The 15,539-nt window shown below is 61.7% G+C and carries 15 protein-coding genes; 6 read left to right on the top strand and 9 right to left on the bottom strand.

What is annotated here, in order from left to right:
- Positions 1–2: 2 nt before the first annotated feature.
- From IVB05_RS14985 to IVB05_RS14965, 5 genes are all read right to left on the bottom strand, one after another.
- Positions 3–428 carry a globin family protein gene (locus tag IVB05_RS14985; RefSeq protein ID WP_247785115.1) on the bottom strand — a complete coding sequence of 142 codons (426 nt, stop codon included), beginning with the start codon at positions 426–428 and terminating at the stop codon, positions 3–5.
- Positions 429–480: 52 nt separating this feature from the next.
- Entirely contained in the window at positions 481–1,275 is a 795-nt protein-coding gene (locus IVB05_RS14980) for an ABC transporter ATP-binding protein (protein ID WP_247785114.1), read from the bottom strand.
- A gap of 12 nt (positions 1,276–1,287) precedes the next feature.
- Positions 1,288–2,196, bottom strand: a complete 909-nt coding sequence (ntrB, locus tag IVB05_RS14975; RefSeq protein WP_247785113.1) for a nitrate ABC transporter permease — start codon at positions 2,194–2,196, stop codon at positions 1,288–1,290.
- 63 nt (positions 2,197–2,259) lie between these two features.
- On the bottom strand, positions 2,260–3,579 hold the full coding sequence (locus tag IVB05_RS14970; RefSeq protein ID WP_247785112.1) for a CmpA/NrtA family ABC transporter substrate-binding protein: 1,320 nt from the start codon (positions 3,577–3,579) through the stop codon (positions 2,260–2,262).
- Positions 3,580–3,917: 338 nt separating this feature from the next.
- On the bottom strand, positions 3,918–4,832 hold the full coding sequence (locus tag IVB05_RS14965) for an intradiol ring-cleavage dioxygenase (RefSeq protein WP_247785111.1): 915 nt from the start codon (positions 4,830–4,832) through the stop codon (positions 3,918–3,920).
- Positions 4,833–4,966: 134 nt separating this feature from the next.
- On the opposite strand from IVB05_RS14965, the gene IVB05_RS14960 reads away from it, so the two are divergent.
- Together IVB05_RS14960 and IVB05_RS14955 are read left to right on the top strand one after the other, a co-directional pair.
- Positions 4,967–6,241, top strand: coding sequence for a serine hydrolase domain-containing protein (locus tag IVB05_RS14960; RefSeq protein WP_247785110.1), 1,275 nt, complete (start codon positions 4,967–4,969; stop codon positions 6,239–6,241).
- A 160-nt stretch (positions 6,242–6,401) separates the two neighbouring features.
- Positions 6,402–7,910, top strand: coding sequence for an HWE histidine kinase domain-containing protein (locus IVB05_RS14955; protein WP_247786698.1), 1,509 nt, complete (start codon positions 6,402–6,404; stop codon positions 7,908–7,910).
- Here IVB05_RS14955 and IVB05_RS14950 read toward each other — a convergent pair whose 3' ends face one another.
- From IVB05_RS14950 to IVB05_RS14940, 3 genes are all read right to left on the bottom strand, one after another.
- Positions 7,911–9,230, bottom strand: a complete 1,320-nt coding sequence (locus IVB05_RS14950; protein ID WP_247785109.1) for a TRAP transporter large permease — start codon at positions 9,228–9,230, stop codon at positions 7,911–7,913.
- Entirely contained in the window at positions 9,227–9,742 is a 516-nt protein-coding gene (locus IVB05_RS14945) for a TRAP transporter small permease (protein WP_247785108.1), read from the bottom strand. Before IVB05_RS14945 ends, IVB05_RS14950 begins: the two co-directional genes overlap by 4 nt.
- 84 nt (positions 9,743–9,826) lie before the next feature.
- Positions 9,827–10,825 carry a TRAP transporter substrate-binding protein gene (locus IVB05_RS14940; protein ID WP_247785107.1) on the bottom strand — a complete coding sequence of 333 codons (999 nt, stop codon included), beginning with the start codon at positions 10,823–10,825 and terminating at the stop codon, positions 9,827–9,829.
- A 291-nt stretch (positions 10,826–11,116) separates the two neighbouring features.
- Here IVB05_RS14940 and IVB05_RS14935 point away from each other — a divergent pair, with 291 nt between their 5' ends.
- The 4 genes from IVB05_RS14935 to IVB05_RS14920 all read left to right on the top strand — a co-directional run bounded on the left by IVB05_RS14935 (position 11,117) and on the right by IVB05_RS14920 (position 14,232).
- Positions 11,117–11,356 carry a hypothetical protein gene (locus IVB05_RS14935; RefSeq protein ID WP_247785106.1) on the top strand — a complete coding sequence of 80 codons (240 nt, stop codon included), beginning with the start codon at positions 11,117–11,119 and terminating at the stop codon, positions 11,354–11,356.
- A gap of 390 nt (positions 11,357–11,746) precedes the next feature.
- Positions 11,747–12,142 (top strand): helix-turn-helix transcriptional regulator, encoded by a 396-nt coding sequence (locus IVB05_RS14930; protein ID WP_212418902.1) that lies wholly within the window; start codon positions 11,747–11,749, stop codon positions 12,140–12,142.
- Between the two features lie 411 nt (positions 12,143–12,553).
- On the top strand, positions 12,554–13,375 hold the full coding sequence (locus tag IVB05_RS14925) for an enoyl-CoA hydratase (protein WP_247785105.1): 822 nt from the start codon (positions 12,554–12,556) through the stop codon (positions 13,373–13,375).
- An 86-nt stretch (positions 13,376–13,461) separates the two neighbouring features.
- Positions 13,462–14,232: a carbon-nitrogen hydrolase family protein gene (locus IVB05_RS14920; RefSeq protein WP_247785104.1), complete on the top strand. Its 771-nt coding sequence runs from the start codon at positions 13,462–13,464 to the stop codon at positions 14,230–14,232.
- Between the two features lie 91 nt (positions 14,233–14,323).
- On the opposite strand, the gene IVB05_RS14915 is transcribed toward IVB05_RS14920, so the two are convergent.
- Complete coding sequence (locus IVB05_RS14915) at positions 14,324–15,406, bottom strand: isocitrate/isopropylmalate dehydrogenase family protein (protein ID WP_247785103.1); 1,083 nt, start codon at positions 15,404–15,406, stop codon at positions 14,324–14,326.
- Positions 15,407–15,539 lie beyond the last annotated feature (133 nt).

Raw genomic sequence — 15,539 nt, 5'->3', positions numbered from 1 at the left:
CCTCACTCAGCGGCTTGGGCGCCACCGTAGGCTTCCGAGATCATGTAACCGGACAGCGTGCCGTAGGCCGCGGTCCAGGCGTCGGCGACGTCAGGCGTCCAAGCCTCGCCCAATCCTTTTTCGAGCGTCCACAACAGCGTCCCGCCGACCACGGGATAGTGTTCGGGCTTGGCACCATAGGAGACGTGACGCTTTGCCAATGCACTTGCGGCCGGCAACACCGACCCGAGATCGCCGAGGCCGTTGACCACGACGGCGAGTGTTCCCATCAGCTTCTTGCGCTGCTCGGTCATGTCGGCGGGGAACATCGCCTTCACCGAGGGGGCGACTTCGAACAGGCGGTCGTAGAACAAGACGGCGGCCTGTTCGGAGATCGGAGCTACCTTGGCGAAACTTTGCTGCACGAGATTGACTTGCTCTGGGGTCATCTTTCTTCTCCTGCCTCTTCCAAGCCCCGCCCCGCACAGGACCAAGCAAAATTCAGGCCGCCTCGACGAAGCGATGCCGCTCGTAGAGGAACTCAAGCACGCGCTGCCGGCACTTGAGGTAGCCGGGGTTGGTCGCGAGCTCGAGCCGCTTGCGCGGCCGCGCCAGCGGCACTTCCAGCACTTCGCCGATCCGTGCGCTCGGGCCGTTGGTCATCATCACGATGCGATCCGACAGCAGCACGGCCTCGTCGACGTCGTGGGTGATCATCAGGATGGTGTTGCCGAGCTTCTGGTGCAGCGCCATCACCGAATCCTGCAGATGCGCGCGGGTCAGCGCGTCGAGTGCGCCGAAGGGCTCATCGAGCAGTAAAACCTTCGGCTCCATCGCGAGCGCGCGGGCGATGCCGACGCGCTGCTTCATGCCGCCGGACACTTCGGATGGGCGCTTGTCCTTGGCGTGGGCCATCTGCACCAGGTTGAGATTGTGCATCACCCAGGCGTCGCGCTCAGCCCGCGTCTTGCTCGACGAGAACACCTTGTCGACGCCGAGCCGGACGTTCTCATAGACCGTCAGCCACGGCAGCAGGCTGTGGTTCTGGAACACCACCGCGCGGTCCGGTCCCGGCGAATTGACCTCGCGGTTCTCCAGCAGCACGCAGCCCTGGGTGGTGTCGGTGAGGCCGGCGACGATGTTGAGCAGCGTGGACTTGCCGCAGCCGGAATGGCCGATGATCGAGACGTATTCGCCCTTCCCGATCGTCAGGTTGATGTCCTTCAGCACCTCGGTGGTGGCGTTGCCGCGGGTGAAGGTCTTGTCGATGTGGTCGAGCTTCAGATAGGCCTGCATGACATGTTTCCTTCAGTTCAGTGCGGTGCCGCGGGTCACGATCCTCGCCATTCCCGCGATCAGGCGGTCGAGCACGAATCCGATGATGCCGACATAGAACAGCGCCAGGATGATTTCGCTGATGTGCGAGGAGTTCCAGGCGTCCCAGATGAAGAAGCCGATACCGACGCCGCCGATCAGCATCTCCGCCGCGACGATCGCGAGCCAGGACAGGCCGATGCCGATGCGCAGGCCCGTAAAGATGTAGGGCGCCGCCGCCGGGATCATGATCTTCCAGAAAAATTCCAGCGGGTTGAGCTGAACAACCGCGGCAACGTTGCGATAGTCCTGCGGGATGTTGCGGATGCCGACCGCGGTATTGATGATGATCGGCCAGACCGAGGTGATGAAGATCACGAAGATCGCCGACGGCTGACCGTCACGGAATGCGGCGAGCGACAGCGGCAACCATGCCAGCGGCGGGATGGTGCGAAGCACCTGGAACAGCGGATCGAGCCCGCGCATCGCCCACACTGACTGCCCGACCAGCGTGCCGAGCGCGATGCCGACGATGGCGGCAATCGAGTAACCATACGCGACGCGCTGAAGCGAGGCGGACAAATGCCAGAACAGGCCCTTGTCGATGCCGCCATTATCGAAGAACGGATCGAGGATCAGTTCCTTGGTGTCCTTGAAGACTTTCGATGGCGGCGGGAGCGTCGAGCCGGTACGGCGGCAGACCAGCTCCCAGAACAGCATCAGGAGCGCGAGCACGACCAGCGGCGGCACGACACGCACCGCGGTCTCCCTCGCCATCTTGATGTATTTCTCGGCACGAGGCGCCTGCTTCGGCGTCATCATGACCACTGGCGCCGCCGCAGTCGGCGACGCGGTCGGAATGGCCACCGCGGTGGCTTCGGCTTTGATCGCAGGCATCGACATTGAAATCATATCTCCGTGTTCAATGGGCGGGCCGCTCGCATCCAGCGCGCGGCCCGGTTTGGATCAGACATCAACACGCTTGATCGACAGGGACTTCAGATACGCAGACGGATTCTCCGGATCGAACACCTTGCCGTCGAAGAAGGTCTCCTTGCCGCGCGAGGTCGAGGCCGGAATGTCCGCAGCAGCGACTCCCATCGTCTTAGCGGCCTCTTTCCAGAGATCCTGGCGGTTGACCTTGGCGATCAGCGCCTTGGTGTCGAAGCCCGCGTCATACTTGCCCCAGCGAATGTCTTCGGTGAGGAACCAGAGATCGTGGCTCTGGAACGGATAGGACGCATGATCGCGCCAGTATTTCATGATGTGCGGCGAGTTCTCGACGACCTTGCCGGGAATGCCGTAGTCGAACTTGCCCGCCGAACGGTCGTAAACGTCTTCGACCGGGCAATTCATCCATTGCCGCTTGCCCATGATGGTGGCGAGCTCTTTCTTGTTCTCGGCCTTGTCGGCCCATTGCTGCGCCTCCATCACCGCCATCAGGATCGCCTGGGCCGCCTTCGGATATTTGTCGACCCAGGCAGCGCGCATGCCCAATGATTTCTCGGGATGCTTGGCCCAGATTTCCCCGGTGTTGACGGCGGTGTAGCCGATCTTCTGATTGATCAACTGCAGGTTCCACGGCTCGCCAACGCAGAAGCAATCCATGGTGCCGACTTTCATGTTGGCAACCATTTGCGGCGGCGGCACCACGATGGTTTCGATATCCTTGTCGGGATCGATGCCGCCGGCGGCGAGCCAATAGCGGATCCACAGATCGTGGGTGCCGCCCGGGAATGTCATCGCGGCCTTGATCGCCTTGCCGGAGGCCTTCTTCTTTTCAAGCGCGACCTTGAACGGCGCGGTGTCGACGCCGAGCTTGAGATCGGCATATTCGTTGGAAACGGAAATGCACTGGCTGTCGAGATTGAGCCGCGCCAGGATGTACATCGGCGTCGGCTGATTGTTCTGCGTCACTTTGCCGGCCGAGATCAGGTACGGCATCGGCGTCAGAATGTGCGCACCGTCGATGCCGTTGCCTTCCGAGCCGAGCACGAGGTTGTCGCGGGTGGTACCCCACGAGGCCTGCTTGGCGACTTCGACGTCGGGCATGCCGTACTTGGCGAACAGCCCCTTGTCCTTGGCGACGAACAGCGGACCGGCGTCGCTCAGCGCGATGAACCCGAGCGTCGCCTTGGTGACTTCCGGACCCGCGCCTTGCGCGAACGCGCCGGCGGGGAAGTTCAGCTTGGCGGCGGCGAGCAATGCCGCCGTGCCGCCGGTCGCCTTCAGGAGCTGGCGGCGGCTGAAACCGCGGCGTGAGGTTGGATTGGTAGGCTTCGTCATGGGCGTCATTGTCCTTTTGCGTCAGTGCGTGAAACGGGGCCGTCCGATTGGGTCACCGCGCTAGGCGCACAAAGGCGTGTTCCAGGGAGGCCCCGGAATGGCGGCGTCACAATTCGGATGAGTGGTCTCAAGGGACGGCATCGATGGCGTCAGCACTAGCTATTCAAGCTCCGTGCCAAGCCTCGTGCATCGCAAAAAACTTATTGATATCAGTATATTGCTAGATAGCTGCTGAAAAAAGAAGCGGCGGTCAGGAACCAGTCACAGCTTTCCAAATTTGCGATTCGCTCAATTCTTGTGCGGCGCACAAGAATTGAGCAAGTCGCAGAGCGCCGGTTTTAAGCGTCCGCGGTGGCCTTCGCCATCATCGGTTTCGGCGCGCTTCCCCCGCCCGGTTTCATCCGGAATTCGTAGGTCATGAGGTGCCACGGGGCGGCCGCTGGCTTGCCGTCCGGCATCGTCGGATCGGTGCGCTTTTCGATTTTGGCGACCAGTTCGTCCTTGACCCCGAACACCACGTCGGAATCGAGATATTTGTCGCCGTCCATGAAGACATGCGTGATCAGCGGCTGATAGCCCGGTGCGTCAACCAGGAAATGCACATGCGCCGGCCGCATCGGATGGCGGCGGGTCTGCAGGATCATCTCGCCGACCGGGCCGTCGGTGGGGATCGGATAGCTGCACGGCAGGATGGTGCGGAAGAAGAACCTGCCATCGGCATCTGTGATGAACCGCGCCCGCGACGACGGGCCCTGCGTCGCGTAGGACGCCTTCTGGGAATCATAGAAGCCGTCATCATCGGCGTGCCAGACGTCCACCGGCACGTCAGCCAGCGGCTTGCCCGTGAGGTCGGTGACGCGGCTCTGCACGAACATCCGCTCGCCGGCCAGATTGGCCGAGATATCGGTGCCGTGCGGCGTCACCTTGTGCTCGCCGACATAGAACGGGCCGAGCACCGTGGTCTCGGTCGCGCCCTCGCGCTCCCTGTGGTTCACGGCGTCGACCAGCATCGACACGCCAAGCACATCGGAAAGCAGGATGAACTCCTGCCGGATCGGGGTGCACTTCTGACCGGTCCGGGTCAGGAAATCGATCGCATATTCCCATTCCTCGAAGGTGAGATCGGTCCTGCGGACGTAGTCGTGCAGCGATTTCACCAGTTCCTGCAGCAGGAATTTGGCTCGCGGATCCGGCGTATCGTCGAAACTGCTGATTACGGCGGCGGTCAGTTCGGTTTCGCTGAATTGGCGCATTTTTCTGTCCTGCGGGAATAGACCAAGGCTGGCGGCAGCCTATACCAGCGTCCCACGCCGGGTAAGCGCGGCTGGTTGGAACGGGGCACACTTTTCGGCTATCAAGGCAGCATCCCAGCCGGAGATCAGTGCCGATGTTAGCCCCTACCCCCGCCTCGCCCGAGCAAGCCGGAATGTCCAAGGCGGCGCTCGATCGTCTCGAAAATCACCTGAAGCAACGCTATGTCGACGGCGGGCGCTTCCCGGGGACGCAGCTCCTGATCTATCGCCGCGGCAAGGTCGTCCATTCGACCGTGCAGGGCTTTGCCGACGTCGAGCGCAAGGCACCGGTGAAGGACGACACGATCTTCCGCATCTATTCGATGACCAAGCCGCTCACGAGCGTAGCCTTCATGATGCTGGTCGAGGAAGGCCGCGTCGCGCTGGATGAGCCGGTGCACAAATATATTCCGGAATGGAAGAACCTCGGCGTGTTCGTGGCCGGCACGCACCCGGCCTTCCTGACCCGTCCGCCGACCCGGCCGATGCTGATCGTGGACCTGCTGCGCCACACCTCGGGCCTTACATATGGCTTCCAGCAGCGCGGCAATGTCGATGCCGCCTATCGCGAGACCAAGATCGGCGAAGTGATCAAGGCCGGCACGCTGCAAACCATGATCGACGACCTCGCGAAAATTCCCCTGGAGTTTTCACCGGGCGAGGCCTGGAACTACTCCGTCTCCACCGACGTGATCGGCTATCTCATCGGCAAAATCAGCGGCAAGCCGTTCGAGCAGTTCCTTAAAGAACGTATCCTCGATCCGCTCGGCATGAACGACACCGATTTCTTCGTGCCAAAGGACAAGGCGCATCGTTTCGCGGCGTGCTATTCGGCCGACCCGCAAGGCGGCTTCAACCCGCTCGCCACCGAGCGCAAGGGCACGCTGACGCTGCAGGACGATCCGGCGACGAGTTCGTTCCTATCGCCGCCTTCGTTCATCTCTGGCGGCGGCGGCCTGTGCTCGACTGTGGCCGACTACCTCACCTTCTGCCGGGCGCTGCTCAATGGCGGCGAACTCGGCGGGGTCCGCCTGCTGGGTCCGAAAACCCTGAAGCTGATGACGTCGAACCACCTGCCCGGCGGGGCCGACCTGCCGGCGATGTCGCGCTCGCTGTTCTCGGAGGCCGCCTATAACGGCATCGGATTCGGGCTCGGCTTTGCCGTCACCATGAACCCGGCGCAGACGCTGATCGCCGGCAGCCCGGGCGAATTCAACTGGGGAGGTGCTGCGACGACCTCGTTCTTCATCGATCCGGCGGAAGAGCTGATCGCGATCTTCATGACGCAGGTGCTGCCGTCGAGCGCCTATCCGTTGCGGCGCGAGCTGCGCACCATGGTGTATGCCGCGATCACCGACAGTAACCTTTGAGGAAGGTAATCCGGGTTCCGCGGCGCACTCAGCGACCGCGGAGCCCGGCGCATCTGCCAAAAAGCCGGGTCAATTCCTCTCGATATCCCTCTAATCTCCTTGGCGAAATTCGGCAGCTTCTCCTATGCTTCGACCGATTGGCGTCGACCCGGGGCTTGCGTTGCCGAAACCTTCATTGCCAGTGCGTCTCGCCCTGCTGGTCGCGGGAACCACGCTGCCGCTGATTATTTTCGCGGCCGGCCTCGTCTACAACAATTACAAGCAGGACCGGCTGAATGCGACCCAGCGGGTGCTCGAAAACGTGCGCAGCATTCGCCTCGTGCTCGACGCCGAGATGCAGCGGATCACCGGCGCGCTCCAGGTGCTGTCGCTGACAAACGCCCTGCGCGACGGGGACTTCGAGGGATTCCGCCGCATCTGCCAGGGTTTCCTCGACCAGTACGGCGAAGGCGGCGTCGTGCTGGTGGCGAACCGCGAAGGCCGCCAGGTGTTCTCCTCGCTCACATCGGACACGGCAAACCTGCCGTTACGCAACAACCTCGCCATGATCGACAAGGTGTTCGCGGAAAAGAGGCCGGTTTACTCCAACCTGTTCTTCGGGTCGGTCAAGAAACGGCTGATCCTGACGGTCGAAGTACCCGTCATCCAGGACGACCAGGTACTTTACGACATCTCCTTCAGTCCGCCGATCGAGATTTTTCAGGCCATGATCGAGCAGCAGCGGCCGGGCAAGGACTGGACGATCTCGATCTTCGACAGCGAAGGCACCAATTTCGCGCGCGTGCCGAACCCGCAGGAGACCGTCGGCAAGCGGGCATCGCCCTCGTTCCAGGCGGAGATGGCCCACAATCCCGAAGCCACCGTGCCGACGGTATCGCTCGAGGGCGTGCCGCTGATTACGAGCTTTGCCCGCTCCTCGCTCACCGGCTGGACGGTTGCCGCAGGCGTCGCCGAACGTTCGCTGGTCGCGCCGCTCTGGCGCAACCTGGCGATAGCAAGCGTGATGGGCGCCGTCCTGCTGATGGTCGGCCTCGCCTTTGCGGTGCGGATGGCAACCCAGATCGCCCGCGGCGAGATGCTGCACAATCTCCTGATCGAGGAGCTCAACCACCGCGTCAAGAATACGCTCGCGGTGCTGCAGTCGATCGCTACCCAGACGTTCCGCAGCGCGAGCCGGGCGGAGCGCGAGAAGTTCGAGGGAAGGCTCGGCGCGCTGGCGGAGGCGCACAATCTGCTGAGCCAGGAAAAATGGCAGGGCGCGGAGTTGCGAGAAGTGATTGCGCGGGTGCTGCAGCCCTATCTGCTCAACAATCCGGAGCGGATGCGGATGTTCGGACCGCAGATTCCGCTGTCGCCGCGGCTCGCCGTGGTGCTGTCGATGATCGTGCACGAGATCGCGACCAACGCCGCCAAATACGGCGCGCTGTCGAACGACACCGGGACCGTCGCGGTGGACTGGGAGATCCTCCAGGAAAGCGACGGGCGCAAGCTGCGGCTGATCTGGACCGAGGCCGGCGGCCCGCCCGTCACGGCGCCGGTGCAGCGCGGCTTCGGCTCGCGGCTGATCGAGCGCAGCGCGCGCGACCAGCTCGGCGGCGAAGCGACCGTCGACTTCCTGCCGCGCGGCGTCGTCTACACGGTAAGCTGCGCGCTCGATAAGGAAGAATAGCTACTTAAGCATCTCTGGCACGATCAACCGCGGCAGGAACAGCGAAACGCTGGGCCAGATGATCAGCGCGGCCAGCACCAGCAGCATCGGGATCAGCATGATGACCGTGTCCTTTAGCGCATAGCGCAGCCGCACGCCCGCGATCGAGCAGGCGATCATCAGGCACAGGCCATAGGGCGGTGTCACCAGCCCGAACGCCAGCGAGACGATCGAGATGATCGCAAACTGCACCGGATGGAGGTCGACCGATTTCGCCAGCGGTTCGAGAACGGTACCGACAATGATGATCGCCGGAATGGCGTCGAGAAAACACCCCACCACCAGAAAGCAGAAGGAGATGAAGAAGCCCGCCCCGATCGCGCCCATGCCCCAGGTCGAGACGTTGGCCAGCAGTTCCTGCGGAATCCTGTAGTAAGCCAATAGCCAGCCGAAGGCGCTCGCGGTGCCGATGCAGAACAGCGCAACGCCGGCGAGACGTCCGGTGTCCAGCAACGCCTTGTAGAGTTGGCGCGCGCCGGTTTCACGGTAGAAGAACGTCGATAGCGCAATGGAATAGAGCACCGCGACGCAGGCGGATTCGGTCGCGGTAAACCATCCCAGCAAAATGCCGCCGACGATGATGAACGGCGTCGTCATCGCCGGTATCGACCGCAAGATCGCCCACCACATGTCCCGCCAGCTATCCTTCGGATAGGTCGGATAGCCGCGACGCGTCGCATAGACATGCACGGTCGCCATCTGCGCGCCCGCAATCAGCAGTCCCGGCACGATGCCGGCGAGGTACATCGCCGCGATCGAGGTCGAGATCAGCCCGCCCCACACGATCATCAGGATCGAGGGCGGGATGATGACGGCGAGCACGGCCGAGACCGCGGTGATGGCGATGGAGAACGAGAGGTCGTAGCCCTCCTTGGTCTGGGCGTCGATGAAGATCTTGGATTGGCTCGCCGCATCCGCGGTGGAGGAGCCGGAGATGCCGGCAAAGAACACCGACAGCACGACGTTGATTTGCGCCAGCGATCCCGGCCAATGCCCGACCATCGAGCGCGACAACGCGACCAGGCGGTCGGTGATGCCGCCAATGCTCATCAGGTTGGCCGTCAGCAGGAAGAACGGCACCGCCAGCAGGATGAACGAATTGTAGGCGTTGAAGGTCTCCTGCGCGAGCGTCATGATCGACAGGCGGGGCTCGGTCAAGAGGATCGGGACACAGGCGAGGCCGAGCGCAAAGGCGACCGGCACGCGAATGATGAGCAGGCCGATAAATGTCCCGAACAGGACCAGTGCGGCCTCTCCGGCAGAAAGAACATTACCGCTCATCGTTTTGCCCCAAGCAGAATCCGCAGCTCATCAAGGATCTGTTCGCCGCCAAACACGATCCACGTCACCCCGGCCACCGGCCATGCGACGTGGATCATCCAGAGCGGCAGATCCGCCAGTTCCGACGTTCGGTTCCAGGCGAACCGCGTGAATTCGAGCCCGGCCCACACAAACACCAACGCCATCGCCAGCACACCCAGGCGCGCGAGAATCCGCACCGCGGCTTCGCTTCGCCGCGCCAGTTCGGGCCAGACATCGACCTCGAAATGCTGCGACTCCCTGATGCCGACCATGGCGCCGATCATGATCGTCCAGACGAACATGAAGCGCGCCATCTCCTCGGTCCAGATGTAGGACGGGATAAACGGCGTGTAGCGCGAGATGATCTGCAGCGTGACCGGAATGACCAGAATGCCGACGCAGGCGGCGAGCAGGACTTCCAGCAGTTTGGCATAGGCCGCCGTCGCTCGGCGCCATAGCGACGGGTGCGGCGGCATTGATATTTCAGTCATCATGGCTCCGGAGGATCACAATCATGGAATGGGGCAAGCCGTCTGGCTTGCCCCGACTTCCTGCCGCGCAGGCAGCGACAATTCTCAGGCGACGTTGATCTTCTCGAAGATGCCCTCGGCGCCGATTTCCTTGGCGTAGGTGGCCATCACGGGATCGGCGAGCTTCTTCATCGCGTCGCGCTCCTCGAACGGAACGCGCTTGAGCTTGCCCGCCTTCTCCAGCGTGTCGAGCTTGACGACTTCCTCGCTCGACTCCAGTTGACGGCCGTAGTCGCCGGCCTCCTTGCCGGCCTTCATGATCGCGTCCTGCAAGTCCTTCGGCAACGTCTTCAGCGTTTTCACCGAGAAGCAGATCGGCCGGATCGATACCGCGTGCTGCGTCAGGTTGAGGTGCGGTGCTACTTCATAGAACTTCATCGCCTCGACACCGGCCGCCTCGTTCTCGCCGGCCGATATCACGCCGTTCTGGATGGCGTTGTAGACTTCATTGTAGGCGATCACGGTCGGGCTCATGCCGACGGCTGCGAACGTCTTCGACCAGATCGGAGCGCCCTGCACGCGCACCTTGAGACCCCTAAGATCGGCGAGGTTCTTGAGCGGCTTGTTGGCGAAGATGTTGCGGATCCCGCCACCCGCATAGCCGATCAGAACGACCTCGGCCTTGGTAGCGATTTCATCGGCGACCGGCGCCAGGATATTCTGTTCGACGACCTTGTTCATGTGCTCGATGCCCTTGAACACAAACGGCGCATCGATGAACGGCGCCGCCTTGGCGAAGGTCGACATGTGGGCCGGCGAGACGATGCCGTAATCGACCGCCTTGCCCTGCGACATATACTCGAAATACTGCTTCTCGAGACCAAGCGACGAATTCTTGTGCAGCGTGAAGTTGACGGGCTTGCCGTAATACTTCTTCACCAGTTCTTCAAACCGGGTCAGCGCCTTGGTGAAGGCGTGGTCGTCGTTGAACTGTACGGCTCCGTTGAGCGTGACAAGCGCCTGCGCCCTCAGGATCGATGGCATGCCCAGCGCGCCGGCAGCCGCCGTCGCACCAAGGCCCGCAAGTACGGTTCTTCGCTTCATGGCGTTCCTCCCCTGTATGCCCGTCCCTTGTAAGCGGGACTTTGGCCTGGCCGACGATGCGGCCACTACCGCAAATCGTATGCAAAACGCAGCGGCTGTGGAAGCCAATTTAAGTAGTATCCCGGGCCAATAGGCCGCAGACGGCTGGGCCGATGATCGCAATCATTTCGGCAAACCCGGCCGGAGGCGCGGGCCGAACCGGTGTCCCCGTCCGCAAATTGCCATAAGCTCTCGTCACGGCTTGCCCGGCCCATCAGTTGCCGAGGCAACTGAGTTGCCGAAGGCAACGTCTTGCGATTCCTGACGCCGGCGGCGATGTTCATTGCGCAGGCAACCGACACGCCGCAAATGTTGTGCGATGTCGGTCTGGTCCGCTCCGTCAAAGGCGCGCATGACGTGCGAGCACGTTGCTTGCCGCAATTTCCCGTCACGCTTGATCTGAAAAATGATCTGAAAAACGGAACTGAACGTTGCTGCATTTTGTCAGGCATCACTGCCCGCGGGCATTTCACGCGATGCACGCCGATGTAGAGCCGGCACGCGCTGCGAGCGATCGCATTATCGGCCGGAAAACCCCGTAGAAATCCGGTGCTTAAGCGCGACACGGTAATCATGCGGGCCAAAATCTGTGGCCTTTGAACTCGCGGTGGTTGTGGTTTGTCGAATATTTTGTCAAATGTAGTGGGCGGGGTTCTTTGCCAAATACGCCCCGGGTGCCGACAGCTTTAGGTGGTTGGCGGCGCCGGTATCAGGATGCTTCCATACGCGCATGCGTTTGGCTACCATCCCGTAATATCTCAGGATTCCTGTGGTTCTCTATACAACCTCACGGTTCGGACTGACTTTAAACAACGGCAAATGCGGATGAACCTCTGACCTACTTTTGCCAGGGTTTCCCGATTGAAGGACGGTAAAACCAGAATGAACAGATCAGCAGCGAAAAAGATGAAACAGCGCAGCGCCGGCAAACCCGATATCGAATTGGGCAAGCGGATTCGCCTGCGGCGCGTGGAACAGAAAATCTCGCAAGCGGAGCTCGGCGACAAACTCGGCGTCAGCTTCCAGCAGGTCCAGAAGTACGAGAAGGGCGTCAACCGTGTCGGCGCAGCTCGTCTTCAGGCAATCGCTACCGCGCTCGACGTGCCGGTGACGTTCTTCTACGACGGCGACGGCAAGGCGCGCGAGGTCGAGAGCCTGCTCTTCCTGGACAGCGCGTTCAGCCTGAGGCTGTTGCGTGCCTACAGCAAGATCAAGGACCAAACCGTACAGCGTCAGCTGGTGTCCTTGATGGAATCGATCGCCGCCAACGAGGGCTAGGCAGTATCGCGCCTGGATCGCAGCACCGCGGACCCGATCAATCGACGCGAGAAATCGCCGGGTAGCCTGTTGCTGCGCTAGGCCTGATCTTGATCTGGCCGGGACAAGATCGGTTTGTTGCCATCGCGAAATGGCGGAATCCGGCCGCATAGCAGCATGAAGGCTGCGCGGCACGTTCCGGCGAATAGTCGCGGGCGCCAGCGTCCGCAAAATCTCCACCACCGTCATGGCTATGCCCGCCACGCCGCCACACGCGTGAGCCAGGGCCCGCCAGCGATCTCGCATTCCCTCGCCGCACCTGCTGCTGGTCTCGATGCAACGGAAGATGCAACGATTGACCTCGTCAACGATTGCCTCGGCGCGAAGCTTGTCCGACAATGGACCAACCTTCCCGACTGAAAGCAGCAACCGATGCTCGACTTCCCCAAAAGCGCCGAAACATCCCATGCCGACGGCAAGATCCTGCAAAGCGTCAGCGACGGCGTCGGCGTCATCACCTTCAACAATCCCGACAAGCGCAACGCCATGTCGCTCGAAATGTGGGAGGGCCTGGGCCATGCGCTGGTCGGGCTGCGCGACAATCCCGACGTTCGCGTGGTCATCCTGGTCGGTGCCGGTGACAAGGCCTTCGTCTCGGGTGCCGATATCAGCCAGTTCGAAAAGACCCGCCACAACGCGGCGGCTTCGGAAGAATATTCGAAACGGAGCGAGGCGCAGCGTGCGCTGCTGGCGAGCTACCCGAAGCCGACGATCGCCTGCATCCGCGGCTTCTGCCTCGGCGGTGGCATGCAGGTCGCGATGCTCACGGACATCCGTATCGCCTCCGACAACAGCCAGTTCGGCATTCCCGCCGCCAGGCTCGGCATCGCCTACGGCTATGACGGCCTCAAGCATCTGGTCTCGCTGGTCGGGCCGTCTTGGGCGCGGCTCATCATGTATACGGGCATGCGGATCGAGGCCACGGAAGCGTTGCGGATCGGGCTGGTCGAGCGCGTATTGCCTGACGCCGAGCTGTGGGACGCGACCATGGAAATCGCGCGCACCGTTTCCGGCAACGCGCCGCTGGCGATCAAGGCCGCCAAGATCACCATCGCCGAAGTGCTGAAAGACGAAAGCCGGCGCGACATGGACGCAATCAAGAAGATCGGCACCGCCTGCATGGACTCGGAGGATTTCCGCGAAGGCCGCACCGCCTTCATGGAAAAGCGCAAGCCGCAGTTCAAGGGGAAGTAGCGCTGAGGATACACGGTGCCTTTTTTTCCTGGCGACCATTTTGCATCTCATGTAACTCAGAGGGCCCAAATCGAAGAGGATAAGCCATGCGCGTGGGGTTTGTAGAATGGTCAGAAGGTTTGATTGCCAACAGCGAACAGTGGTTCAAGTTGGTAGGCGACCTCTCCGACGCAAAACTCGATATATTAGTAACGAATGAGTTGCCCTTCGGTCCCTGGATTGCATCAGCTTCGGATTTCGACCCTAAAGTCGCAGAACACAGTATTGAATGTCATCGGGCAGGCCTGGAGGCACTCAATAGGCTAAAGATCCCGGCGGTCATTTCTTCCCGGCCTGTTTGGGAGGGATCTCGGCTTGCAAATGAGGCATTCTGCCTTGAAGGTGGAGCCATAAAGCATCTCCACACAAAGCAATATTTTCCCGCAGAGGCTGGCTGGTTTGAATCGAATTGGTACGCAACGCAATCGCGTGATTTCGAGCCAGTCGTTGTTTGCGGTGTAAGTGTCGGGGTACTCCTTTGCACGGAAGTGATGTTCAACGAGCATGCTCGCCATTACCGCAATCAAGGCGCTGAGTTGATCGTTGTTCCCAGAGCCACGGGAAGAACGGTGGATGTTTTCCGCACTGCAGGCGCAATGGCCGCGATTGTTTCAGGCTGCTATGTCGTGAGTTCGAACCGTGTGGGACAAGGACCAAACGGGCCAACTTTTGGGGGGAAAGGGTTCGCCTGCGCACCCAATGGAGAATTAATCGACATGACGTCCCAGGAAAACCCGCTCGCCGTCATCGAGCTTGATCTCGCCGCCGTTAAAGAGAGACAGAAAAGCTATCCCTGTTATGTGGAAGAACGCTTTTGATCATGAGCGGAGTGCGCGTGAGTTTTCAGACACTCTGCGGGACTCTTGCAACACCGGCCCCGGATTTCGCTTCGCTCATCCGGGCTACAAGCTAGAGCGCAGCGATCACCGCCTTCGTAATGTCCGCGGTGCCGTTGCTGCCGCCGAATTCCATCGGCTTGATTCCTCCCGCATAGGCCTTGTCGACCGCGCGCTCGATGCGCTCGCCGGCCTCGGCGGCGCTTTCGAGGCCGTGCTTGTCGGCGAGCCAGTCCAGCATCATCGCGGCCGACAGGATCATTGCCGTCGGGTTGGCCTTGCCCTGCCCCATGATGTCAGGGGCGGTGCCGTGGCACGGCTGGAACACGGCGTAGCGGTCGCCGATATCGGCCGAGGGGGCCAAGCCCAGCCCTCCGATCAGGCCGGCGGCGAGGTCGGAGAGGATGTCGCCGAACATGTTCTCCGTCACCATGACGTCGAAGTCCCAGGGACGCTTCACCATCATCAGCGAACAGGCATCGACATAGAGCCGGTCGGCCTTGACGTCGGGATGGCGTTTGGCGGCCTCATCGAACATCTCGCGAAAGAACGCGAACGCCCTGAAAACGTTGGCCTTGTCGACGCAGGTAAGGCCGCCATTCGTCTTGCCCCGCGCCTTGCGTCGTTCGGCGAGGCGGAACGAAAACTCGAACAAACGCTCCGAGGTTTTACGGGTGATGACCAGCGTCTCGCGCGCCTCGGTGTCCGTCACCACGCCCTTGCCCATCGAGGCGAACAGGCCTTCGGTGGATTCCCGGATCAGCACGAGGTCGATCCCGCGCTGGTCGGCGCCGACGATCGGGCTCGGCACGCCCGGAATCAGCCGCGCCGGGCGCACGCCGGCATAGAGGTCGAAATGGAAGCGCAGTTCGATCTGCGGAGCGATCTCGGTGTTATCAGGGTAGCGCACCGACGGCAGGCCGCAAGCGCCGAGCAGGATGGCATCCGCCTCCTCGCATAACCGGATCGTCGAGTCCGGCATCGATTTGCCGGTCGCGAGATAATTGTTGGCGCCGGCCGGGGCATCGGTGAAGCGGAACTTGAGGTCCGATGTCGCCTCGATCTTGCGCAGGACTTCGATCGCCGGCGCCATCACCTCAGGGCCGATGCCATCGCCGCCGAGCACGGCGATGTGGAGGGCGTTGTTTGCGGACATGGGGGTTCCTTGGGAGACTAAAAAAGATAGTAGCCGTCATTGCGAGTGAAGCGAAGCAATCCATGTCACGGCAGAACGGATGGATGGATTGCTTCCGCCTTCGCTCTTCGAGCTACGGCGGACAAGTCGTCGC

Source organism: Bradyrhizobium sp. 170 (genome assembly GCF_023101085.1).
Classification (GTDB): domain Bacteria; phylum Pseudomonadota; class Alphaproteobacteria; order Rhizobiales; family Xanthobacteraceae; genus Bradyrhizobium.
The sequence above is the reverse complement of the archived record's forward strand: the minus strand, read 5'-3'. Positions and strand labels throughout refer to the sequence as shown.

What these genes read in the sequence shown, in the direction of transcription:
- IVB05_RS14985 (WP_247785115.1), bottom strand. Translation starts at nt 428, where the DNA reads ATGACCCCAGAGCAAGTCAATCTCGTGCAGCAAAGTTTCGCCAAGGTA.
- IVB05_RS14980 (WP_247785114.1), bottom strand. Translation starts at nt 1,275, where the DNA reads ATGCAGGCCTATCTGAAGCTCGACCACATCGACAAGACCTTCACCCGC.
- ntrB (WP_247785113.1), bottom strand. Translation starts at nt 2,196, where the DNA reads ATGTCGATGCCTGCGATCAAAGCCGAAGCCACCGCGGTGGCCATTCCG.
- IVB05_RS14970 (WP_247785112.1), bottom strand. Translation starts at nt 3,579, where the DNA reads ATGACGAAGCCTACCAATCCAACCTCACGCCGCGGTTTCAGCCGCCGC.
- IVB05_RS14965 (WP_247785111.1), bottom strand. Translation starts at nt 4,832, where the DNA reads ATGCGCCAATTCAGCGAAACCGAACTGACCGCCGCCGTAATCAGCAGT.
- IVB05_RS14960 (WP_247785110.1), top strand. Translation starts at nt 4,967, where the DNA reads ATGTTAGCCCCTACCCCCGCCTCGCCCGAGCAAGCCGGAATGTCCAAG.
- IVB05_RS14950 (WP_247785109.1), bottom strand. Translation starts at nt 9,230, where the DNA reads ATGAGCGGTAATGTTCTTTCTGCCGGAGAGGCCGCACTGGTCCTGTTC.
- IVB05_RS14945 (WP_247785108.1), bottom strand. Translation starts at nt 9,742, where the DNA reads ATGACTGAAATATCAATGCCGCCGCACCCGTCGCTATGGCGCCGAGCG.
- IVB05_RS14940 (WP_247785107.1), bottom strand. Translation starts at nt 10,825, where the DNA reads ATGAAGCGAAGAACCGTACTTGCGGGCCTTGGTGCGACGGCGGCTGCC.
- IVB05_RS14930 (WP_212418902.1), top strand. Translation starts at nt 11,747, where the DNA reads ATGAACAGATCAGCAGCGAAAAAGATGAAACAGCGCAGCGCCGGCAAA.
- IVB05_RS14925 (WP_247785105.1), top strand. Translation starts at nt 12,554, where the DNA reads ATGCTCGACTTCCCCAAAAGCGCCGAAACATCCCATGCCGACGGCAAG.
- IVB05_RS14920 (WP_247785104.1), top strand. Translation starts at nt 13,462, where the DNA reads ATGCGCGTGGGGTTTGTAGAATGGTCAGAAGGTTTGATTGCCAACAGC.
- IVB05_RS14915 (WP_247785103.1), bottom strand. Translation starts at nt 15,406, where the DNA reads ATGTCCGCAAACAACGCCCTCCACATCGCCGTGCTCGGCGGCGATGGC.